The organism is Bibersteinia trehalosi (assembly GCF_004346205.1).
Classification (GTDB): Bacteria; Pseudomonadota; Gammaproteobacteria; order Enterobacterales; family Pasteurellaceae; genus Bibersteinia; species Bibersteinia trehalosi.
Genome location: NZ_SMAM01000006.1, coordinates 111816 through 133973, shown reverse-complemented (window position 1 = coordinate 133973; position 22158 = coordinate 111816). Strand labels below are relative to the sequence as shown.

Annotated in this window: 28 protein-coding genes, 1 other RNA gene and 1 other annotated feature; of the genes, 7 read left to right on the top strand and 22 right to left on the bottom strand. The window is 42.6% G+C overall.

Annotated elements, in window-relative coordinates; genetic code table 11:
- Positions 1-85 precede the first annotated feature (85 nt).
- From cysE to hisG, 21 genes are all read right to left on the bottom strand, one after another.
- Positions 86-907 carry a serine O-acetyltransferase gene (gene cysE / locus EDC51_RS07700; protein ID WP_375804323.1) on the bottom strand — a complete coding sequence of 274 codons (822 nt, stop codon included), beginning with the start codon at positions 905-907 and terminating at the stop codon, positions 86-88.
- The gene (gpsA, locus tag EDC51_RS07695; protein ID WP_131928597.1) at positions 907-1929 is read right to left on the bottom strand and encodes an NAD(P)H-dependent glycerol-3-phosphate dehydrogenase; all 1023 of its coding nucleotides are present in this window, start codon (positions 1927-1929) and stop codon (positions 907-909) included. Before gpsA ends, cysE begins: the two co-directional genes overlap by 1 nt.
- A gap of 44 nt (positions 1930-1973) precedes the next feature.
- Positions 1974-2477: a protein-export chaperone SecB gene (secB, locus tag EDC51_RS07690; protein WP_015431930.1), complete on the bottom strand. Its 504-nt coding sequence runs from the start codon at positions 2475-2477 to the stop codon at positions 1974-1976.
- Positions 2478-2500: 23 nt separating this feature from the next.
- The gene (locus EDC51_RS07685; RefSeq protein ID WP_015431929.1) at positions 2501-2953 is read right to left on the bottom strand and encodes a rhodanese-like domain-containing protein; all 453 of its coding nucleotides are present in this window, start codon (positions 2951-2953) and stop codon (positions 2501-2503) included.
- Between the two features lie 117 nt (positions 2954-3070).
- A complete protein-coding gene (tig, locus tag EDC51_RS07680; protein ID WP_015431928.1) occupies positions 3071-4372 on the bottom strand; it encodes a trigger factor in 1302 nt (433 codons plus the stop codon).
- A gap of 151 nt (positions 4373-4523) precedes the next feature.
- Entirely contained in the window at positions 4524-4967 is a 444-nt protein-coding gene (gene lysM / locus EDC51_RS07675; protein WP_015431926.1) for a peptidoglycan-binding protein LysM, read from the bottom strand.
- 82 nt (positions 4968-5049) lie between these two features.
- A complete protein-coding gene (gene hisIE, locus EDC51_RS07670) occupies positions 5050-5691 on the bottom strand; it encodes a bifunctional phosphoribosyl-AMP cyclohydrolase/phosphoribosyl-ATP diphosphatase HisIE (protein WP_131928596.1) in 642 nt (213 codons plus the stop codon).
- A 3-nt stretch (positions 5692-5694) separates the two neighbouring features.
- A complete protein-coding gene (locus EDC51_RS07665) occupies positions 5695-6771 on the bottom strand; it encodes a hypothetical protein (RefSeq protein WP_131928595.1) in 1077 nt (358 codons plus the stop codon).
- Positions 6772-6800: 29 nt separating this feature from the next.
- Positions 6801-7574 carry an imidazole glycerol phosphate synthase subunit HisF gene (hisF, locus tag EDC51_RS07660; RefSeq protein WP_131928594.1) on the bottom strand — a complete coding sequence of 258 codons (774 nt, stop codon included), beginning with the start codon at positions 7572-7574 and terminating at the stop codon, positions 6801-6803.
- Positions 7556-8305 (bottom strand): 1-(5-phosphoribosyl)-5-[(5-phosphoribosylamino)methylideneamino]imidazole-4-carboxamide isomerase, encoded by a 750-nt coding sequence (hisA, locus tag EDC51_RS07655; protein WP_131928593.1) that lies wholly within the window; start codon positions 8303-8305, stop codon positions 7556-7558. The genes hisF and hisA overlap by 19 nt, the downstream gene beginning before the upstream one ends.
- 12 nt (positions 8306-8317) lie before the next feature.
- Complete coding sequence (locus tag EDC51_RS07650; RefSeq protein WP_131928592.1) at positions 8318-8800, bottom strand: endonuclease domain-containing protein; 483 nt, start codon at positions 8798-8800, stop codon at positions 8318-8320.
- A 98-nt stretch (positions 8801-8898) separates the two neighbouring features.
- Positions 8899-9198 (bottom strand): BRO-N domain-containing protein, encoded by a 300-nt coding sequence (locus EDC51_RS07645; protein WP_131928591.1) that lies wholly within the window; start codon positions 9196-9198, stop codon positions 8899-8901.
- A 98-nt stretch (positions 9199-9296) separates the two neighbouring features.
- A complete protein-coding gene (gene hisH, locus EDC51_RS07640) occupies positions 9297-9890 on the bottom strand; it encodes an imidazole glycerol phosphate synthase subunit HisH (protein ID WP_131928590.1) in 594 nt (197 codons plus the stop codon).
- A gap of 8 nt (positions 9891-9898) precedes the next feature.
- Positions 9899-10435, bottom strand: a complete 537-nt coding sequence (locus EDC51_RS07635) for a hypothetical protein (protein ID WP_131928589.1) — start codon at positions 10433-10435, stop codon at positions 9899-9901.
- A 103-nt stretch (positions 10436-10538) separates the two neighbouring features.
- On the bottom strand, positions 10539-11627 hold the full coding sequence (hisB, locus tag EDC51_RS07630; RefSeq protein WP_125135389.1) for a bifunctional histidinol-phosphatase/imidazoleglycerol-phosphate dehydratase HisB: 1089 nt from the start codon (positions 11625-11627) through the stop codon (positions 10539-10541).
- A 135-nt stretch (positions 11628-11762) separates the two neighbouring features.
- Entirely contained in the window at positions 11763-12203 is a 441-nt protein-coding gene (tnpA, locus tag EDC51_RS07625; protein ID WP_131928588.1) for an IS200/IS605 family transposase, read from the bottom strand.
- Between the two features lie 93 nt (positions 12204-12296).
- Positions 12297-13364 (bottom strand): histidinol-phosphate transaminase, encoded by a 1068-nt coding sequence (gene hisC, locus EDC51_RS07620; protein ID WP_131928587.1) that lies wholly within the window; start codon positions 13362-13364, stop codon positions 12297-12299.
- A gap of 29 nt (positions 13365-13393) precedes the next feature.
- Positions 13394-13834 (bottom strand): GNAT family N-acetyltransferase, encoded by a 441-nt coding sequence (locus tag EDC51_RS07615; protein WP_131928586.1) that lies wholly within the window; start codon positions 13832-13834, stop codon positions 13394-13396.
- An 11-nt stretch (positions 13835-13845) separates the two neighbouring features.
- Positions 13846-14838 (bottom strand): virulence protein RhuM/Fic/DOC family protein, encoded by a 993-nt coding sequence (rhuM, locus tag EDC51_RS07610; protein WP_131928585.1) that lies wholly within the window; start codon positions 14836-14838, stop codon positions 13846-13848.
- Between the two features lie 133 nt (positions 14839-14971).
- Positions 14972-16252 carry a histidinol dehydrogenase gene (gene hisD, locus EDC51_RS07605; RefSeq protein ID WP_131928584.1) on the bottom strand — a complete coding sequence of 427 codons (1281 nt, stop codon included), beginning with the start codon at positions 16250-16252 and terminating at the stop codon, positions 14972-14974.
- A 166-nt stretch (positions 16253-16418) separates the two neighbouring features.
- Positions 16419-17315 (bottom strand): ATP phosphoribosyltransferase, encoded by an 897-nt coding sequence (gene hisG / locus EDC51_RS07600; RefSeq protein WP_131928583.1) that lies wholly within the window; start codon positions 17313-17315, stop codon positions 16419-16421.
- A gap of 24 nt (positions 17316-17339) precedes the next feature.
- Positions 17340-17463, bottom strand: a sequence feature (His leader region).
- 215 nt (positions 17464-17678) lie between these two features.
- Here hisG and EDC51_RS07595 point away from each other — a divergent pair.
- Complete coding sequence (locus tag EDC51_RS07595) at positions 17679-18836, top strand: bifunctional tRNA (adenosine(37)-C2)-methyltransferase TrmG/ribosomal RNA large subunit methyltransferase RlmN (RefSeq protein ID WP_015431911.1); 1158 nt, start codon at positions 17679-17681, stop codon at positions 18834-18836.
- A 41-nt stretch (positions 18837-18877) separates the two neighbouring features.
- On the opposite strand, the gene EDC51_RS07590 is transcribed toward EDC51_RS07595, so the two are convergent.
- Complete coding sequence (locus EDC51_RS07590; RefSeq protein WP_015431910.1) at positions 18878-19432, bottom strand: UPF0149 family protein; 555 nt, start codon at positions 19430-19432, stop codon at positions 18878-18880.
- Positions 19433-19504: 72 nt separating this feature from the next.
- Between EDC51_RS07590 and EDC51_RS07585 the strand changes: the two genes are divergently transcribed.
- From EDC51_RS07585 to EDC51_RS07560, 6 genes are all read left to right on the top strand, one after another.
- On the top strand, positions 19505-19834 hold the full coding sequence (locus EDC51_RS07585; protein WP_025267311.1) for a cell division protein ZapA: 330 nt from the start codon (positions 19505-19507) through the stop codon (positions 19832-19834).
- Between the two features lie 64 nt (positions 19835-19898).
- Positions 19899-20078: non-coding RNA, 6S RNA (gene ssrS, locus EDC51_RS07580), on the top strand.
- Positions 20079-20101: 23 nt separating this feature from the next.
- Positions 20102-20677, top strand: coding sequence for a 5-formyltetrahydrofolate cyclo-ligase (locus EDC51_RS07575; RefSeq protein ID WP_131928634.1), 576 nt, complete (start codon positions 20102-20104; stop codon positions 20675-20677).
- A 3-nt stretch (positions 20678-20680) separates the two neighbouring features.
- Positions 20681-21121 carry a methyltransferase family protein gene (locus EDC51_RS07570; RefSeq protein ID WP_125135386.1) on the top strand — a complete coding sequence of 147 codons (441 nt, stop codon included), beginning with the start codon at positions 20681-20683 and terminating at the stop codon, positions 21119-21121.
- Between the two features lie 93 nt (positions 21122-21214).
- Positions 21215-21574, top strand: a complete 360-nt coding sequence (hinT, locus tag EDC51_RS07565; RefSeq protein WP_015431906.1) for a purine nucleoside phosphoramidase — start codon at positions 21215-21217, stop codon at positions 21572-21574.
- A 1-nt stretch (position 21575) separates the two neighbouring features.
- On the top strand, positions 21576-21926 hold the full coding sequence (locus EDC51_RS07560) for a YcfL family protein (RefSeq protein ID WP_015431905.1): 351 nt from the start codon (positions 21576-21578) through the stop codon (positions 21924-21926).
- Positions 21927-22158 lie beyond the last annotated feature (232 nt).

Here is a 22158-nt window from a genome sequence, read left to right as displayed (position 1 = left end):
GCGCAAGCATTCTAGCATAAGTTTTTGGCAAGCGGTCAAATTTTGTAAAAAAATCTGCAAATTTAAACCGCTTGCCAAGGGATGGCTAAATACCATCACCATCCAATCCAAATACTCCGCTTTCACCAAAATATTGGTTCATTTCAAAGGCAGGTTTCTGATCTTGTGACTGCCCAATAATGCGTGCAGGCACGCCTGCCGCGGTAGCATATTCCGGCACAGCTTGCAGAACCACAGAGTTCGCACCGATTTTGGAGTATTGACCAATTTCTATATTGCCTAGAATTTTCGCCCCTGCACCAATCATTACGCCTTGGCGAATTTTCGGGTGACGGTCACCATGTTCTTTTCCAGTACCACCCAGTGTCACACCTTGCAAAATAGAGACATCATTTTCTATCACCGAAGTTTCACCGACAACAATGCCTGTAGCATGGTCAAGCATAATGCCGCAACCAATACGTGCCGCGGGGTGAATATCCACATCAAACGCGACAGAAATTTCGTTTTGCAGATAAATAGCGAGAGCTTTTCTGCCTTGCTGCCACAAATAGTGAGTAACTCGATAGCTTTGTAACGCATGGAAACCTTTTAAATACAATAGTGGGGTACTCCATTTATCTACAGCAGGATCACGTGTTCTCACCGCCTCAATATCGCAGCTAGCACTATCTATTAAACTGGGATCAGCAATATACGCTTCTTCAATGATCTCTTTTAAAGCAATAGCTGGCATAATTGGATTAGCGAGCTTATTAGCAAGAATATAACTCAGTGCACCACCCAAATGATAATGCTTAAGAATAGTTGCATGAAAAAAACTCGCTAGCATTGGCTCACTTTCAGTTAGGCTTTTTGCTTCTTGGCGAATTTCTTGCCAAATTTGATCGGTCGTTAATTCCATCACTATTCCCCTTTTCTTTCTCGTCCTAATAGGGTTTTAGCAACTTCTGTTGCCTGTTTTCCACAAAAGAGCATTTGATAAATTTGCTCAACAATCGGCATTTCTACACCTTGTTTCTGTGCTAGCAAATGAGCTTCTTTCGTATTGTAAAAACCTTCTACCACTTGCCCAATTTCTGCAATAGCATCTTCGGCATTGCGGCCTTGCCCTAGCATTAAGCCAAATCGCCGGTTGCGTGATTGGTTATCCGTACAAGTCAGCACTAGATCACCAAGTCCCGACATTCCCATAAAAGTAGCAGGGTTAGCCCCTAAGCTTGCCCCTAAGCGGCTAATTTCTGCAATACCACGTGTAATTAAAGCCGTTCTCGCGTTTGCGCCAAAACCCATACCATCAGAAATTCCCGCTCCAATTGCAATCACATTTTTGATTGCGCCCCCCAATTGTGCCCCAACCATGTCATCATTGATATAAACACGAAATGATTTGGAACAGTGAATACGCTGCTGCATTTCATCAGCGAATTGAGCGTTATCAGAGGAAAGTGAAATAGCTGTTGGTAAGCCCGCGGCTAATTCTTTAGCAAAAGTTGGCCCCGAAAGCACGGCAAGCGGGTAATTTTCACCTAAAATTTGCAAAACGACTTCTTGTAGTAACCGCCCTGTATCGCGTTCTAGTCCTTTTGTTGCCCAAATAATTCGATGCTCAGTGCTTAAAAATGGTTTGAGCTGTAACAGCACGTCACCAAACACATGACTTGGCACAACAATCAACAAATCACGAGATTTTGCAATAGCTTGTGCAAGATCACTTTCAATTTCAAGCGCATCGGGGAATGGGAGATCAGGCAAAAATTCTTGGTTCATTCGGCTAGCTGCCATCTGTGCCATTTTCTGTGGATTATGTCCCCAAAGGTAGGTTTTATGTCCGTTACGAGAAAGCGCAATAGCTAATGCTGTGCCATAAGAGCCAGCACCAAGTATAGTGACAGGAGCGGTATAAGTCATAGATTCCTCTGTTTGCATTAAAAAAATAGGTATGCGCCGCATACCTATTTTATTGCATTTAATTAGTTTACTGCGGGAGTTTCACCGGCTTCTTGCTGTTGCTGACGTTCAAGGTAGTCAAGGAACAATGCATCAAAATTCACAGGAGAAAGGTTTAATGCAGGGAATGTACCACGGTTTACTAAACTTGCGATTAACTCACGTGCATACGGATAAAGTACATTCGGGCATTGTGCTGCTAGACAGTGCGCTAATTGTACACCTTCTAAACCTTTAATCGTAAACACACCAGCTTGTTTTACTTCGCAGATGAAAGCAACATCATTGCTATCTTCTAAAGTCGTCTGCACATTAATATGCAAAATAACTTCGTAAGTATCTTCACCAATTTGGTTAGTTTCAGTATCTAATTCAAAGCCTAATTGTGGTTTCCACTCTTGATGAAAAATATGTGGCAAGTTTGGTGCTTCGAAAGAGACATCTTTCACATAGATACGTTGGATCTGCATCTCAAACGGAGTTTGGTTTTCTTGCTCGGTTGCAGCAACTTGATTTTCTTCAGCCATTGTTTATTCCTTCTTTAATTGAATTATTTATGTTTTTTCACCAATGGTAAGTTAGCACTACGCCAACCTAAAATGCCATCTTTTAATGCATAGACTTTCGTAAAACCTTGTTTAGCCAGTGTATTTGCTAAACCTTGAGCTGTTAAACCGTTGTTGTCCACCACGATTAAAGCTCGTTCTTTATATTTTTCGATTGCCTGAGTTTTATTGGTTTTAATATCTGTTGGATAAAGTTGGTGGCTTTCAATAATATGCCCAGCTCTGAATTCTTCATCAGAGCGCACATCAAGAATCACGGCTTCATCGTTATTAATCAATTGTGTCGCCTGTGCATTATCCACAACGGTAATTTTGCTGGTTGCACTTTTATAAAAGCTGAAAAGCACAGCAACGAAAATCGCTACCCAAGCAATCACCATAATAGTGTGATTAGCGATAAATTGCTGAAGCTGTTCGGCAAAAGTCAGTTGTTCCATCACGATTCTCTATAATAAATTTAGTTAATAAAAAAGCGGTCACTTTTTGGTAAAAAATTGCAAAATTTTCACTAAAAGTCACCGCTTGTGAGCCTATGCAGGCGTAATCAGAGAAAATTATGCTTGTTGCGCAGCTGCCATCACTTCATCAAATGACATGGCTTTCTCTGTTACTTTAGCAGAATTCAAGACAACATCAATCGCTTGATCTTCTAATACAACATTGCGAACGTTGTCAGTTAATTGACGGTTTTTCGCATAGTATTCGATCACTTCTTGAGGTTGCTCGTAAGCAGAAGCTAATTCTTCAATTTGTGCTTTTACACGCTCTTCATCAACAGCCAGTTTATTGCTACCAATCACTGTTGAAAGTAAAAGACCAACTTGAACGCGGCGTTTCGCATCTGCTTCAAATAATTCATTTGGCAATTGTGCTGCGATTTCTGGTTTACCACCAAAACGCTGTGCTGCTTGGCGTTTTAATACTTCGATCTCTTCAGAGACTGCCGCTTTAGGCACTTCAATTTCATTTTGAGCAACTAAACCGTTTAATACTTGGTTTTTAACGCGACTATTTACCGCATTTTTTAATTCGCGTTGCATATTTTTCTTGATCTCAGCACGAAGCTCTTCCACCGATTTCGCTGCACCAAATTTTTTCACGAACTCTTCTGTTAATTCTGGTAATACCATCACTTCTACTTTTTTCAGGTTAATAGCAAATTTTGCTGCTTTGCCTTTTAAGTTTTCAGCGTGATATTCTTCAGGGAAAGTCACATCAATATCAAATTGTTCGCCTGCTTTTTTACCAACGATACCATCTTCAAAACCAGGAATCATACGACCTTGCCCCATAAATAATACAAAGTCTGTCGCTTTTCCACCTTCAAACTCTTCACCATCGATAGAACCAGTAAAGTCGATAGTAACACGATCATCTGCTTTTGCCGCATCTGTGCTTTCAGTCCAAGTTGCTTGTTGCTTACGTAGCACATCAACCATTTTGTCCAAATCTGCTTCAGTAATTTCAACAACTGGTTTTTCAACTTCAATGTTTTCTAAACCTTTTAATTCAACTTCTGGATACACTTCAAAAGCGACAGAAAAAGAGAAATCTTTATCCATTTCATAGTTATTTGGCGTGAAAGTTGGGCGACCTGCAATATTGATTTTCTCCGCGATCACTGCTTCAAAAAATGCACGTTGCATTTCATCAGAAAGGGCGTCTTGACGAGCCATTACGCCAAAACGTTGTTCGATAATTGAGTGTGGCACTTTACCTTTACGGAAACCATCTACACGAGCGTTTTTCGCATAGCCTTTTAATTGTTCTTTGTAAGCTGCGTTAATTTTATCTGCAGGAACAGTGATGGTTGCACGGCGTTCTAAGCCTTGAATTGTTTCAATAGAAATTGACATTGTTTTGCCTCAAGTTGAGTTAAATTTAGGGTATAAAATAGGGCTGGATTGTAATTCATCATAAAAGAATAGGCAAGAAAAGCGCTCTGTTTTCGCTGATTTTTTGCAAAAGTAAAGGGCATTGCAAGCAATGCCCTTTCACTATGAGCAATTATAAGCCTTTTGGAATACGAATTTTCTGACCTGGGAAAATTTTATTTTCGTCCTTAATCACTTCTTTATTCGCTTCAACAATTGCCTTATATTTAGCACCGTTACCGTAAGCTTTCTCAGCGATTTTCCATAAGTTGTCGCCTTTTTCAATGATATAAAACTCATCATCACTACCAAGGCTTGAGCCATCAGCAATCACCACATCATCAATATTCACATTATTGATACCGGCAACATTACCAGCCATCAATACCGCCTTCTCAATTGCAACAGCGGTGGATGCTGCTCCGCTAATTTTTGCTGTGCCATTTTCAACCACAACATTCAGATTTTCCACGCCAGGATTATCTTCCGCAATATGATCGGTAACAGCTTTAGAAGCATCTTCAGCTTTGTTAAATAATTTTTTGCCGATATTGGCTGCAAAATCAAATAAACCCATAGTAAAGTCCTCTTAAAAATAAATTGGATTGAACCACTCAATCCAGCCGTTAGAGTAAAGGATTTTGTGAAAGTTCACAATCTTACTTATTTGAGCCTTCAGGGTGTAACCCAATGCCCGCGTGGCGTTCTTTCAATTTGGCGTTTACTTCTGCCCACGAGAGATCGGCATTGTGCAATAACACCGTTAAGTGATATGCCAGATCCGCTACCTCACAAACCAATTCTTCCCGATCATTTTTCATTGCCGCAATCACACTTTCTACTGCCTCTTCCCCTACTTTTTGAGCAATTTTCGGTGTGCCTTTAGCGTAAAGTTTCGCGGTATAAGAACTTTCCGGATCAGCATTTTTACGTTCCGCAATCATTCGTTCTAATTTGCTGAAAAAGATCCAATCCGGCTGTTCTTGTTCAAACTGATGAAAACAGCTCTCCGCCCCCGTATGGCAGGTTTCGCCGATAGGGTTGGCGAGGATTAACAGGGTGTCGTTATCACAATCCAAACTCATATCCACCACGTTTAGGAAATTGCCCGAGGTTTCGCCTTTCGTCCACAGTCGTTGTTTGGTACGGGAGTAAAAAGTCACTCGCTTTTCAGCCAGCGTTTTTTCGAGGGCTTGTTGGTTCATATAGCCCAACATCAGCACTTCGCAGGTTTGAGTGTTTTGGACGATAACAGGCAGAAGGTTATCGACTTTTTGCCAGTTGATATTTCTGATTTGCATAGTTTATCCCCTATTTCCAACTTCAATGATCCTACCTTGAATTTCTCCACCTTCATTTACTACAGTTGGTGCAATAAAAATAATTTTCCTCAGCGAATTATTTTTACCGTAATGCTGATTGCGAAAATGTCCTCTTCTAAAATGTGTTGATAACGTACGTCCACCCTCTAAAGTTTTCAATAATAAAGTAGCTTCTTTGGATTTTGCAAAATTCTTACCAAGATATTTAACTTTGGAATAACCTGCATCCAACAAACCGTTTTCTACATTTTTTTGTTCAGCTGAATTAGTAGTTTTCTGTAATTTAGAAATTTTTTCCTTTGGAGTATCACTACTCCAATCATTAATTACATCACTATTATAGCTACTTATATAAAGTATTAAATTTACGATTAAAGGCAATAACAATGCCATTTCATTATTTTCAGATTGTTCCTTTTGAAGAAAAATTTGTGTTTGCTCATCATCAAGCATATTTCTCTCTTTAGATATTAAGTAATGCATATAGAAGGAGGACATTATTTCATCTTGAAACACATCTTTTATCATAGCATTTGGATCACTTATATCTAATGTAACAATATTTAATTTTTCTTCAAAAAAATTATTAATAGACACTTTCTTTTTAGCATAATTCTTATAAACAAAAACTAAATCTATAGAATCCTCATTCCCATTAACATCCTCGGAAGAGGACCACTTATCTATATACACACCATCAAAAACATTAGAATACCCACCTAACTGAATATAAAAAGTATTATAAGCTAAATTAAATAATGAGCATGGTATATTATCCACATCAGTAAGTACCAATGCTTTAAATAAACTTGGATCTAATTCATAGATAATTTTACCACTAGCTAAAAATCTAGTGAAAACTTCCACATTGAGAATCAGCTCCAAATTATTTCCATCTAAATTTTTTTCTATCCAATTTCCTACAAACTTATAACTATCTTTTTCACGATTCACTATTTTCTTTCGTGCAACATTAAACATATCATTTAAAAATGAATAACGAGCCTCAAATCTGATTGGACCATAATTACTTCTTTCGGTGATACTAATTTTGCTCATAAGTTTCCTTATTTATTTCATTGCTGATACTATCTACGAATTTCAACTTGCTCAGCTTTCAAATATTCCTTCAACTCCCCAATATTGATAATCTGTTTATGAAACACGCTTGCCGCCAAAGCTCCATCAACATTTGCTTCGACGAACGCATCACGGAAATGCACCATTTCGCCCGCGCCGCCTGAGGCAATCAAAGGCACATTGCAAACTTCACGCACTTTTTTCAGTTGCACTAAATCATAGCCGTTGCGTACGCCGTCTTGGTTCATCATATTCAGCACGATTTCGCCGGCTCCTCGCTTTTGCACTTCCGCCACCCAATCCAACAACTGCCATTCGGTTTGGCGAGTGCGTTTTTCATCGCCGGTGTATTGATTGACCCAATATTTGCCGGTTTCTGCCTCAAACCAGCTATCAATGCCAACCACCACTGCCTGCACACCAAAACGATCCGCCAGTTGAGTAATCAGTTCGGGGTTGGCAAGGGCTGGGGAATTGATGGAGATTTTGTCCGCTCCGAAAGCAAAAATCTGCTCCGCATCGGCAATGGTTTTGATCCCGCCTGCCACACAAAACGGAATATCAATCACTTGTGCCACACGTTCCACCCAGCTTTTATCCACCGTTCTGCCATCACTTGAGGCGGTAATATCGTAAAACACCAACTCATCCGCCCCCTCTTGGGCATAGCGTTGAGCAAGTGGCACAATGTCTCCGATGATTTCGTGGTTGCGGAACTGCACACCTTTCACAACTTGCCCGTCACGCACGTCTAAACAAGGAATTATCCGTTTTGCCAACATTCGATTGCCTCCGCTACATTAAATTTACCTTCCAACAACGCACGGCCGACAATCACGCCCGCCACGCCCGTGCCTTTTAAAGCGGCAATATCCGCAAGTGAGCCAATACCGCCTGAGGACTGAAATTGAATCTCCGGGTATTTGGTACAGATTTCTCGATAGAGATCCACATTTGAACCTGCCAGCGTGCCGTCTCGGGAAATGTCGGTGCATAAAACGTGTTGCAAGCCCACTGTTTGATAATCTTCAATCAACTCCTCGAGCGACACACCACTTGCCTCTTGCCAGCCGCTAATCGCAATGATTTTTTGACCGCTTGTATCAATGTTCACATCCAGTGCCAGCACAAATTTCTCCGCACCGTACTTTTTGAACCAGCCTTTAACCGTTTCACGCTCTTTCACTGCAGTCGAACCAATCACCACACGGTTTGCCCCCACCGCCAACAAATCTGCTACGTCTTTCTCGGTGCGGATACCGCCGCCCACTTGGATTTTGCAGTGGGTTTCACGAATAATTTTGCCGATAAGTGCGGTCTGTCTTTGAGCCGGATTTTTCGCCCCTGTAAGATCGACCAAATGCAACTGCTCCGCCCCTTGTGCCAAGTAATCGGCAAATTGGGCTATCGGGTCATCGATATAAGTCGTCTGTTTCGCATAATCGCCCTGATGCAGACGAACTACTTGCCCATCGATAAGATCGAGGGCGGGGATAATTTGAGAGTGTTTCATATTGTTTTCCTGTTATATATTCCCCTCGCCCGCTCGGGACAAATGCTTGCATTTGAACGTTGGCTTTGCCAACGGCTCCGAAGGAGCGAGCGTAGCGAGTATTGGGTGGAGAAAATCCGTAGGATTTTCGGAGGGAGAGGGGATATTTTCGTGAATAGCCGCAAATATCACATCTAATACCATATTGATATGTCTCAATACCTCGTCATTCCAAAAACGAATTACGGTAAATTGTTGCTCTTCTAAATAAGTTGTTCGAATACGATCATATTCTATTTGCTCGGCGTGTTGAGAACCATCCAGCTCAATAATTAATCTAGGATTTAATGAGAGAAAATCTGCAATATAATTTCCCACAATTTTTTGTCGATAAAATTTGATTCCACAAAAACGCTTTGCTCTTAGGTGGTACCATAAAACACGTTCTGCTTCTGTCATATTGGAACGTAAAATTTTAGCATTCCGTCGTAAATTTAGGGTTTCTGTTTTTCTCATATTATTCCCCTCTCCCTCCGCAAATCTTCGATTTGCTCCTCCCTCTCCCGTAAACGGGAGAGGGGGTTTTTATGATGTAATCATTGGTTTGCCGAGGTTTAGAGACTCAGCTTCGGGCTTGGCACAGACTGAATAATACGGAAAATGCCTTGTAAATCTGCTGCTTGCACGTTGCGTTTTTTGCCATCTTTCCCCAACATTGGAACAGGGGTACAAATTGTACCCCACTTGGCATTGAGTTCCGGGTCACGGCTCCGCATTTTCTTGACATACTGCTTAGGATCAAGGCTATCGGTTAGTGCTTGCACCACATCCACCACCGAGAAAAACCACTCTTCTTTTTCGCTATCCCAAACTGAGCGGATTTGGCTGTTTTCAAATAGTTTGATTTCGTTCATTTCTCACCTTCTTTCACTGGTTAAATTAACAGTAATTTTGTCGAAATAAAGCGAGAAATCAAGCCCTATTTTCAAACTTTTCGATCAGGATCACAAAATCAGATATTTTCCACAAAATTTCTGAGCAACTTCGCCCCAGCCTCGCCTGAACGCTCGGGGTGGAACTGTACGCCGTAGAAGTTTTGGCTGGCAATGGCAGCGGAAAACGGCACGCCGTAGTCGCAGGTGGCGATGGTGTTTTCATTCGGTAGCACGCCGTAGCTATGCACAAAATAGAAATGGCTGCCTTGCTCAATGCCGTGAAACAGCGGATGGTCAGCTTGGTACTGCACCTTGTTCCAGCCCATATGCGGCAACGGTAAACCGCATTCAGGCAAGCGTTCGGTTTTGCCACTCATCAGGTTCAGTGTTGCCACATCGCCTTCGCGGGAAAATTCGGTCATTAACTGCATACCCAAACAAATGCCAAGCATCGGCTGAGTGGCATTGCGAATAGTGTCAATAAGCCGGCGATCGTGCAAAATCGCCATCGCCGCCGCTGCCGTTCCCACACCGGGGAGCAGCAATTTATCGGCAGATTGGATTTTGTTGAGATCTCGCGAGATCTCAGCCTGAATGCCAAGACGGTCAAAAGCAAATTTGACCGAAGACAGGTTGGCACAGCCTGTGTCGATGATGGTTAGGTTGGTCATTTTCAATACTATTTCATTTTAGTTATGGCTTTAGCAGCATTTGGATTTTGCAATGCTTTGATTGTTTCTAACTGAATTTCAGCTTGTAATTCTGGCGAAAGAGGTAATTTGGATAAAATCATTTTTTCTAACAAAATAGTTAAAGGCTCTCCAATAGCTTTTCTAAAATTAAACCCTAATAATTGTAAAATTGTTAGAGTTTCTTTTGAGACTAATGGAGAAAGTATTCTAACCATCTCATCTACATTACCACCAGTAACTCCAGCTAATTCTTGTAGTTTAGGAATTAATTTCTGAGTAATATAATCTATTTCTGTATCTGTTATTTTTTGAGCCATCAACTCTTGCTGAAAAGCCTGAGATATTTGCAATAATTCATTTTTATCAGCAATAAGTTCTTGAATAATCTCTTCTAATTCATTTATGGTTTCTTTATCATCTTTTTTAGCTTTAATAGCTCGAATTTTAGTAAAAATACTTGATGCAGTATTTTTTACTAATGCCTCCGATAACTTTATACCCAAGTCAATTAACTGCTGATCCATAAATTATTCTCCTATATCGCTATATACAAGCGGTCAAAATCCCCAAAAACTTTGCAAATTTCAACCGCACTTTTGGGCGGGTTAAAAACCACCCCTACGGTGATTATAAAACTCCCTTACTACTCGGCAACTCATTCCCTTCAATGCGAATACACTGTCTAAGCGTTCTGCCGAAGACTTTGAACAGGCTTTCGATTTTGTGGTGATCGTTGGAGCCACAAGCTTTGATGTGTAGGGTAGCGAGCATCGTGAAGGCGATGGATTGGAAGAAGTGTTCGGTCAGTTCGGTGCTGAAATCGCCTACTTTATCGCGTTTGAAATCGGCTTTGAACTTGATGAACGGTCTGCCTGATAAGTCCATTGCACATTCCGCACGGCTTTCGTCCATCGGCAACACGAAGCCGAAACGGGCGATGCCACGTTTGTCACCAATCGCTTGTTTTAATGCGGTGCCGAGAGCGAGTGCGGTGTCTTCCACCGTGTGGTGTTCGTCAATCCACAAGTCGCCTTTGGTGGTGATGTTCATTCTGAAACCGCCGTGGGTGGCGATTTGGTCGAGCATATGGTCGAAAAAGCCCACGCCGGTGCTGATTTCGTTGTTGCCTGTTTCGTCTAGCCACACTTGCACTTTGATGTCGGTTTCTTTGGTTTTACGGATAACTTCGGCAAAGCGCTTTGGTCGCTCGCCAATGTTGGTGACGGCTTCGCCCAGCAGTTTTTCAGCAATCAAATCCCAGTTCAGTTTTTCGGGGTGATATTGCAACGCCCGAATGCCAAGGTTTTCCGCCAGTTGCACATCGGTGGCACGATCGCCAATCACAAAGCTGTTGGCTGGGTCGAACAGTTGGCGGTCGATATATTTTTGCAGCAGTTTGGTGTGCGGTTTGCGGCAATCGCAGCCGTCTTCAGGCTTATGCGGACAAATCAGCACATCATCAAATTCAATCCCTTGCGAGTTGAACAACGCCATCATCGCATTGTGCGGTTTGTCGAAATCTGCCTGTGGGAACGAACTCGTGCCTAAGCCGTCTTGGTTCGAAACCATCACAAAACGGTATTTACCCTTGAGTTTGAGCAGGGCTGGAATCACGTTTTTCTCGAATTTCAGCTTTTCAAGGCTGTCTATTTGAAAATCGGTTTTCGGCTCATCAATCAAGGTGCCGTCACGGTCGATAAAAAGGGTGGGTTGCATGTTTTTCTCCTGTATTCATTGTGTCAGTCGCAAAGCGACTGGGTTTAGCGAGCCTAGGACGACTCGTCCTAGGCACCCCGTACGAGCCGTACGGGGTTCTTTAATCTGAGCTACTCCGTAGCTCTCTTTTATTGGTTACAAATCTCGTTCTAAATATTCATCAAAATCCACAATCAAGGCTTTCATTTCATCAACAAAATTAATGTTCTTATGATGCTCCTTCTGATTTTTAATGTAATTCACTATTTTTGCTTTTTCGTGTTCACTATAAGTCAAAGCACAGTAGCCCTTCGACCAAGCATAGAAATCGGGAAACCAATCGCTATGCTGTTCAAGCCATTCATGACTGGCATTTTTGAGCTGCTTTACAAAATCCGATACTGCCATACTCGGGTGAATTTCCACCAGCAAATGCAAATGATCGGGCATTCCGTTAATGCGATGTAGCGTACATTTTGGTTGCTGGCAAAATGCCCAAATGTATTGATACAACGCTTTTTCGTTTTGCTCATTGATAGCAGGAACACTCTGCAACGTACGGAAAACGATGTGGTAATACAGTTTTGTGTAACTCATAGTGCCTCACAATCTATCAGTCGCGGAGCGACTGGGTTTATCGAGCCTAGGACGGCTCGTCCTAGGCACCCCGTACGAGCCGTACGGGGTTCTTTAATCCGAGCTACTCTGTAGCTCTGCAATACGTTTAATTACCCTCAAATTCTCCTCTCTCGTCCCCACCGTAATCCGAATGCAATTTTGCAATCCTAACGCTTTGTGTTGGTCACGCAAAATAATGCCTTGCTCCCAAAGCGCTTTGAAGACTTTTTGTCCGTCTTGGCATTTGAATAGGAGATAGTTGGCTTCGCTGTCAAAAACTTGTTCTACAAGCGGTAAGTTTTCCAGATTTTTTTGCAATTCGGCACGCAGGGTGATGACTTCCACCACACGGGTTTTCATCTGCTCAATGCCTTGTGGCGAAAGGGCTTGGGTAGCGATGTCGGAAACAGGCACAGGCAGTGGGTAAGGTGCAATCACTTTTTGTAACACGCCGATCAGCTCAGCGTTTGCCAAGGTGAAACCACAACGCAAGCCCGCCAAGGCAAAGGCTTTAGAGAGGGTACGGATAATCGCCAGATGTGGGAAGTTCGCCAGCTCGCTAACCAAGCTCGCTTCAGGGCAAAATTCGATGTAGGCTTCATCCACCACCACAATCGCTTTTCCTGCGGTGATTTGCAAAAGTTCGAGCAAATCCGACCGCTTGATCAGGTTGCCAGTCGGGTTGTTCGGGCTGCACACAAACACCACTTTCACGCCCTCGAGGTTGGCTTTGATTTGGGCTAAGTCCAACTGGAAATCGGCAGTTAAAGGCACGGTTTTGGTGGCAATGCCACAGGTGTCGGCACTCACGGCGTACATTCCATAGGTCGGTGGACAGTAGAGAATGCTGTCGTTCGCCTCGCAAAAGGCTCGGATAATCAGCTCAATGCTCTCATCGCCCCCACGGGAAACCAGCACATTTTCAGGTGCAACGCCTGCATATCGGGCGTAACCTTCAATCACCGCCTGCGGTTGTGGCTCAGGGTAGCGGTTAAAAGTGCGGTCGGTTAAATCAAAGTTTGGCGAAAGGGCATATTCATTGGCGTTCAGCCACACATCGCCACTGCCCCCCAAACGCCGTGCCGATTGGTAAGGTGTAAGGGCTTGAATGTTTTTTCTAGAGAGTTGTGAAATTGTCATATTGTGTTCCTGTATAATTTATACATAGTTTAGAAATTTTTTCGATATTGAATAATACCGCTATCATTAGCTAATTTATTATAAAGCTGTTGTGCTTGATGATTGTTTTTATCTGTTACCCAATATACTCGGTTATATCCTTTTTTCTGTGCATATCGATAAATATATTCAATTAATTCTTTTCCTATGCCTTGGTTGCGATATTCAGCTAAAACAAATAAATCTTCCAAATAACAGCATTCAGTTAAATTCCAAGTATTTGGGTGAATCACAATATGAACAAAACCAACCATTCTGTTATCAACAAAAGCCCCAAATCCCTTTACATTTTCACTCTCTGAAACTTTCTGCCAAGTTGATTGAATAATATCATCTGCTAAATTCACTTGATAAAAATCTAAATATTGTTGCCACAATAGTTTCCATTCAGTGAGATTTTTGGAGGCTAACGGCGAAATATTAATGCTCATATTTTTTCCTGTTATGCTTTTAATAAAATAAAGTGCTCAATCAGTTTAATCATCAGTTCTTTTTGTTCAGGCAAACTTTCTGCCACCAACAAGGCTAAGGCAACCAGTGTATTGTCGTTAATCAGTTGTTCCACCGGTTTAGCCAGTAAATGCTGGTTCAGGCGTAAATACCACAAAAATAAAAATGATCCTGTGCGTTTGTTGCCATCGGTGAGTGGGTGATTTTTAATTACGAAATAGAGCAAATTGGCGGCACGGCTGGCGACATTCGGGTAAAACAACTCGTCACCAAAACCTTGTTCAATCGTCGCCACCGCTGAAGCCAAGCCCTCATTACGAGGATTACCGAAAAGTTCGGTTGCCTCGCCTTTTTCGATAAGGGTTTGTTTTAATTGTGCAATCGCTGCCCAAACTTGTGCCATATCGAGAGAAATCATCTCCGTTTGTTTTTGGTGATTATTTTGCAAACTCTGCTCGTCATAGGCTTGGAGCAAACTCCAACTGCGTGCGTAATCTTGCACAACGTTCAATACCGCCTGCCCGTCTGCCGTCACCAAGGCTTGATTGGCAAGGGTTTGACTGAGCAAACCAATCACCTGTTCAAACTCAATACCTCGTTCCTGCAAACGGCGTTCGTTGAGAGCATAGCCTTTTACCAGATAGTCTTTCAGACGAGCAGTTGCCCAAATACGAAATTGGGTTGCAGAACTTGATTTCACACGGTAGCCCACCGAAATAATAGCATCAAGGTTATAATGTTTGAGTTGTCGTGTAACTTGCCTTTTTCCCTCTTGACGAACTACCGAGAAATCCTCGGTAGTTGCATTTTCATCAAGCTCACCTTCGGCAAAAATATTTTTTAAGTGCAAGCTGATGTTATCGCTAGAAGTATCAAAAATACTCGCCATTTGCGCCTGTGATAGCCACACCGTTTCCTTGTCAAACTGCACGGAAACTTGGGTTTTGCCGTCTTGGCTTTGGTAAATTTCAATTGGATTGCTCATTGCTTACTCCGAAGCCTGTTTTCTCTCCCCATACGAGCCGTATGGGGTTCGTGAATCCGAGCCGCTTTGCGGCTCTTTGTAACTGTCGCTAAGCAACGGGTTATTCAGCCTAGCACGGCTCGTGCTAGGTATCTCATTTGGCTAATCTGACTTCTACCGCCAATTTATGCGCATCAAGTTGTTCTGCCTGTGCCATTGCCATCACCGTTGGGGCAAGCGCTTTGAAGCCTTGCGGGGTGAGTTCTTGCACGGTCATACGTTTACTGAAATCCGCAAGCCCAAGGCTGGAATAGGTGCGGGTATAGCCGTAGGTGGGCAGAACATGGTTGGTGCCGCTGGCGTAATCACCCATACTTTCAGGGCTGTACGCTCCTAAGAAAATCGAGCCTGCGTTATCCAGCCAGCCAAGCAGATTGCGTGGGTTTTCGATTTGTACCACAAGGTGTTCGGGCGCATAGGCGTTGCTGATTTGGGCGCATTGGTAGAGGTCGTCCGCCACGATGATGCGACTGTGGGAAAGCGCTTTGCAAGCGGTCTCTTTACGAGGTAAATCTGCAAGCAGACGTTCAATGGATTGCTTGGTTTTTTCGGCAAGTTCGAGGCTGTCGGTCACGAGCATCACTTGGCTGTCCGCACCGTGTTCGGCTTGGGAGAGCAGATCGCTTGCCACAAAATCAGGGTCGGCGTATTCGTTGGCAATCACCAGCACTTCCGAAGGCCCTGCAGGCATATCAATGGCTGCGCCGTCAAATCGTTGGCTGACTTGGCGTTTGGCTTCGGTGACGAATGCATTGCCCGGCCCGAAAATTTTGTCTACTTTGGTCACGCTTTCTGTACCGAATGCCATACCCGCAATCGCCTGTGCACCGCCCACCGCATAAATGGTGTCCACGCCACAAAGCCATGCGGTGTAGAGAATTTCGTCTGCAATCGGTGGCGGTGTGCAAAGTACAATTTTCTTGCAACCTGCGATTTTGGCAGGCACGGCAAGCATCAACACGGTTGAAAATAAAGGCGCAGAACCTCCCGGAATATACAAGCCGACTTTTTCAATCGCCCTTGTCAGCACTTGGCAGCGCACGCCTGCTTGAGTTTCAATGTCTACCTCTTGCGGCTTTTGCGCCTCGTGGAAAGTGGTGATGTTGGCTTTGGCATTGGCAATGGCGGTTTTCAGCTCGGGGGATACTCGCTCACACGCTGCTTGAATTTGCTCGGCAGATACGGCGAGGCTTGAAAGTTGGGTTTTGTCGAACTTGGCGGTCAAGTCAAAAAGCGCTTTGTCGCCTTGGGTTTTCACCAAATCTAAGATATTTTCTACCGCACTTTTCAGCTCATTGGAGGCAGAAATGGCAGGGCGCGCCAAAGCGCTTTGTTGTTCAGTGGGGGATAATTGGTTCCAAATGAGGGTTTGCATATTTTTTCTCCTTCCCCACACAAATGGGGTTTCGTTGTTCTGGCTCCCCTCGCCCACTTGTGGGAGAGGGAGGAGAAAGTCGTAGACTTTCGGAGGGAGGGAGCTTATAGATAGAATTACCCTCTCCCTAACCCTCTCCCGTAAACGGGAGAGGGAACGTTTGGCACTATTCCATCATCTTCTCTATCGGCAACACCAAAATCGAACTTGCACCAGCCTCTTTCAGCCGCTCCATGGTTTCCCAGAACAGATTTTCTTGGCTGACAACGTGCATTGCCACACGGCTGGCATCGCTGGCGAGCGGTAGGATTGTAGGGTTTTCTACTCCGGGTAACAGAGCCGTAATTTCAGCGAGGCGATCTTTCGGCGCATGGAGCATAATGTATTTGCTTTCAGCGGCTTGTTGCACGCCTTGAATACGGGTGAGGAGCTTATCCACCAACGCCTGTTTTTCTGCACAAAGCGCTTCTTGACGTTGGATTAAACAGGCTTTGGAGCGATAAATCACTTCCACTTCTTTCAAGCCGTTGGCTTCCAGCGTCGCACCTGAGGAAACGAGATCACAAATGGCACTTGCCAACCCAGCACTTGGCGCGACTTCCACCGAGCCGTTCAGCAAACAGTTTTTAAACGGCACGCCTTTTTCCTGCATATAACGGCGGAGTAAATTGGGATAACTGGTGGCGATACGGGCGTTGGCAAGATCTTGCACGCTGTGGTAAGCACGCTCACGCTCAATCGCCAACGACAAACGGCAGCCGCCGAAATCTAGCTGACGCAGTTTTTTGTACGCCACTTTCTCACCAGCCGCAATACGCCCCAGTTCCTCTTCTTCCAGCACGTTCTCGCCGATAATGCCGAGATCCACCACGCCGTCAAACACTAGGCCTGGAATATCGTCATCACGCACACGCAAAATTTCGATAGGGAGATTTTCGGAATAGGCAATCAAACGTTGCTCATTCCAATTAATTTTTACCCCACATTGTTTCAGCAATTCATTGCAATCTTGGCTTAATCGCCCTTTTTTCTGTAACGCAATACGTAATCTTGTGTTCTGCATATTTTTCCCTGCTAGTTATAGATAAAGAAAAACCCCTCGAAAGTGACCTTCCGAGGGGTGTAATTGCTTTTGGAGTTACGTTGCTCGGAAGATATCTTCCAAGCACACCAAATGCCTGAAAGATTATTCAGGGATATGGTGATGATGATGGCTAAACATAGAAATCATAATTTATTACTCCAAAGAAAACGTTTGCGACAATACGCCTAATATTTAAAAAATGCAAATATTTTTTGCTTTTTTCTAGCATAATCACTGTAAGAACTGTACAATCCACGCTCTTTTTTTACAAGCGGTACAAAATACCGCTTTTTTTGCAAAACTTACCTTTTGCCATAATCCGTGTAATAACGAGGCTCATCAATGTCTGAAACTCAATGTGGCAGCCAAACGGCTGTATCTGAAACAAAAGAAAAAATCAATTTACTTAATTTAAACCGTCAGCAGATGCGAGAATTATTTGCTGACATGGGGGAAAAGCCGTTTCGTGCCGATCAGCTAATGAAATGGATCTACCATTTTGGCGAAGATAATTTCGACAATATGACTAACATCAACAAAAAGTTGCGTGAAAAATTAAAAAGTATTGCGGAAATTAAAGCCCCTGAAATTGCTGTGGAACAGCGTTCAAGCGATGGTACGATTAAATGGGCAATGTGGGTGGGTGATCAACAGATCGAAACCGTTTACATTCCAGAAGATGACCGTGCAACACTCTGTGTCTCTTCTCAAGTGGGCTGTGCGTTGGCATGTACATTCTGTTCAACCGCTCAACAAGGTTTTAACCGTAATTTAAGCGTGTCGGAAATTATCGGGCAAGTGTGGCGTGCATCTAAAATTATCGGTAATTTTGGTGTAACCGGCATTCGCCCTATTACCAATGTGGTGATGATGGGTATGGGTGAACCTTTGCTCAATATGAATAACGTGATTCCCGCTATGGAAATTATGCTTGATGATTTTGCTTATGGTTTATCTAAACGCCGTGTAACGCTTTCTACTTCGGGTGTTGTGCCAGCGTTGGATAAAATGCGGGAAATGATTGATGTCGCACTGGCGATTTCGCTACACGCTCCGAACGATGAACTGCGTAATGAGTTAATTCCGCTCAATAAAAAATACAACATTGCGATGTTGATTGAGAGCATCAACAAATACTTGGAAGTTTCCAATGCTAACCACGGTAAGGTCACCATTGAGTATGTGATGCTCAACCAAGTAAACGATGGCGTAGAACATGCCCATCAACTTGCGGAAGTATTGAAAAATACACCAAGTAAAATTAACTTAATTCCGTGGAATCCGTTCCCAGAAGCTCCTTATGCGAAAAGCTCGAATACGCGTATCGACCGCTTCCAAAAAACCTTGATGGAATACGGCTTCACTGTGACCGTGCGTAAAACACGTGGTGATGATATTGATGCAGCGTGTGGGCAGTTGGCAGGAGACGTAATCGACCGTACTAAGCGTACGATGGAAAAACGTAAATTTGGCGAGAACATTGCCGTACAAGCCAATTAACAAAGCAAAAGCAGATCACATGGTGATCTGCTTTTTTATCATTAATGAATACTTGGCTTCTCTTCATGAAGCATTGTTGGTTTGCCAAAATGCGAATGTAAAAATAGCGCAACCACTCGCAGATATTCAATGATTTCTTCTGCAGCTTCCAGTAGTTCATCCTTATCATCATTTTCATCGTAGCCAAGTTTCGCAATTTCATCTAGATCGTCAATTGCTTCACCTACTTCATCGGTCTCTTGGCTTAATTGTGGCTGTGCCAAACCTAATCCAAGTAAAAAGTGGCTTGTCCACTCAGCAATCCCCTCTGCAAGTGCAAAAGCATCATCATTATCCACCTGCCAAAGCGAGAAAAGCGTATTCGCTTGATCAAAGCTTTCACTAAGTTGTTGATAAAATTCACTGAGTGCTTTTAGTGAGGTTTGTGAAAAAGCGTGTCCATCATTGGTAAATTGATACGTTAAAGTTTGCCAAGAATCATCTTGAATCCCCCCTGCGATTAAGCCACTTAAAAAACCGTGAAACTCTGCAGCAGAGTAATCAATGGCTAAGGTTTTGATTAATTGAGAAAATTCACTTTGGGTTGAAATCGTCATAGCTTGTTTTGTGATTTATACAAAGGGTGGCATAATAGCAAAAATTTTTGCTTTAGTGAGGATTTCCCGACAATGTCGAAGAATAATATTGAATTATCGCTATTTGGTCAGGTGCTACGTTTATATTGCCCACCAGAACAACAAGAAAGCTTGCGAGCTTCTGCGCAGCGCTTGGAAGAAAAAGTAGGGATATTAAAAGAGCAATCTGGCATTATCCAACTTGAAAAAGTGTTATCTATCGTTGCCTTAAATTTAAATTATGAATTAGAGCAAGAACAGCGCAAAAATGCTGAAAATAAAAATGTGCTCGAAGCATGTATTGCTCAACTAGATAGCTCGTTACATAAATTTCAATCAAGCGGTGATGAAAGCGTTTCGATTGGACAAGAAACTAACGAATAATCAAATTTTCTAAATTTTCTTAGTGTCAAGACTAGGAAAAAAATATAAATTCCGTTACTATTTATTTCGCCTGAGGTGTGCGTTGCGAGTTACGTCCCTGAGCCGATATTAAAATCTCCCTGAGCTGGATATTAAACTGTTGGTGAGCAGGCTCGCTTGCGAGAAGCCTAAAAATGGTTACGTCCGGCTCCCTTGAACCGTCTGGTTCAAGGACCATTACTGGTAACGGCACTTCGGGTCTTTTTTATGTCTAAAAATGCCTTTCACATGACCGCAAGCGGTCAAAATCAGTTAGAAATCTACAAAAATTTGCGCCAAACAATGCGAGCTAAACGCCTTGCCTTATCTGATATTGAGCAAGCGCAAGCCGCACAAACTGTTTTGCACCAAGCCATTGAATTATTTCAACATTATCACCCATCCACGGTGGCGCTTTATCTGCCTTTTAACGGTGAAATTTCCCCTCTAGCAATCCTTGAATTCCTGCAAAATCAGTCTATCCGCTGCTGTTTGCCAGTGTTGCATCCTTTCACGCCAAATCATCTACAATTTTTTGCCTACTCATCAGAACAAGATTTACATAAAAATCGTTTTGCTATTTTAGAACCCAAACTAAATGTACAAAAAATTGTGCCATTATCAGAGATTGATTTGATTTTTGTACCGCTAGTTGCCTGCGACAAACAGCATAATCGGCTAGGAATGGGAGGCGGCTTTTATGACCGAACACTTGCGCAGATGCCAAATGCCGTGACAGTAGGGCTTGCCCATTGCTGCCAATGTATTGAACAATTACCAACACAAAGTTGGGATGTCCCTTTAAAACACATTTTGCTAGGATAAATTATGGAACTCAAGCTCCCGCCACCGCTTATCTTTATCTTGTGCGCAATTACTATCTATTGCTTACCTTCACCTTGTCCAACGCTCCTGTTACTCCAATTGTTAGCCGCTTTGCTAATTCTAGCTGGACTATATCTTGATCTTGCCAGCTTGTGGGCTTTTTGGCAGCAAAAAACCACGATTAACCCATTGAAGCCAAATAATACGCGTACCCTTGCAACAACAGGAGTTTATCGTTTTAGCCGTAACCCAATGTATTTAAGCCTTGCTTGCTATTTGCTCGCTATTTCACTATGGCAGGCAAATCCATTTGGCATACTCTTTATTTGGGGATTTGTTGCTTATATCACACATTTTCAAATTCTTCCTGAAGAACGCATTCTGCAAGCAAAATTTGGGCAAGCCTATCTAGACTATCAAGCTCATGTAAGACGCTGGTTATAGTGTTTACAAGCGGTCATAATGACAGAAATTTTTGCAAATTTTGTAAAAAACAAGCAAAATCATACCGCTTGTTTAATTTAAAAAGGATCGATTATGACAACCGAATACCCAGAAACTATTTTTAGTAAAATTATTCGTAAAGAAATTCCGGCGAATATTGTCTATCAAGATGAGCTTGTAACCGCATTCCGAGATATTGCCCCACAAGCAAAAACGCATATTTTAATTATCCCAAACAAATTTATTCCAACCGTGAATCATGTAAGCAGTGAAGACGAGCAAGCACTTGGACGCTTATTCACCGTCGCTGCAAAAATCGCTCAGCAAGAAGGAATCGCGGAAGATGGCTATCGCTTAATTATGAATTGCAACAAACATGGTGGGCAGGAAGTATTCCATATTCATATGCATTTAGTCGGGGGTGAACCACTTGGTGCAATGTTGGCAAAATAATATGAAAAAACTGATTTTATGCTGCTGGGCTATCTTATTAGCTGGTTGTGGAAGTAACCCTGTTAGCTATCTACCTTCGGGAACAAAGCCAATTGTTAATGTTGAAGCCGATATAAATGAAAAGCTTTCCATCAAAGCAGAAAATAGCTACTTGCAAGTTAGCAATTTAACAGCCCAACATTTACACTTGCGCTATAAGCTGTTTTGGTATGATGTCGATGGCGTAACCCAGATTGCTGACGAACAATGGCAAAAGTTGTGGCTCGAAGCTCTACAGACTCGCCAAATTCCATTAAGTAAGCCTAATGACGAAAGCGTGAACTACCGCTTTTATTTAAAAAATAACGATTAACGGCTGTTAATTTATAGCCTTTCATCTAGAGGTTAATACTCAAAATCTCGTTTAGATGTGCTCTTAAAACCAGCAGTGATTGCTTTATATACACTTTTGTAAAGAAATGTAAATAACATTGCAGTTACTTTTGATAATTATTATCATTAAGCCACTTCAAAAATAATAGGTAATCACTCCAACTCTTACGCTGCATTCCCCCACAAAATGCAGCGTTTTTTTTCGCTTTTTT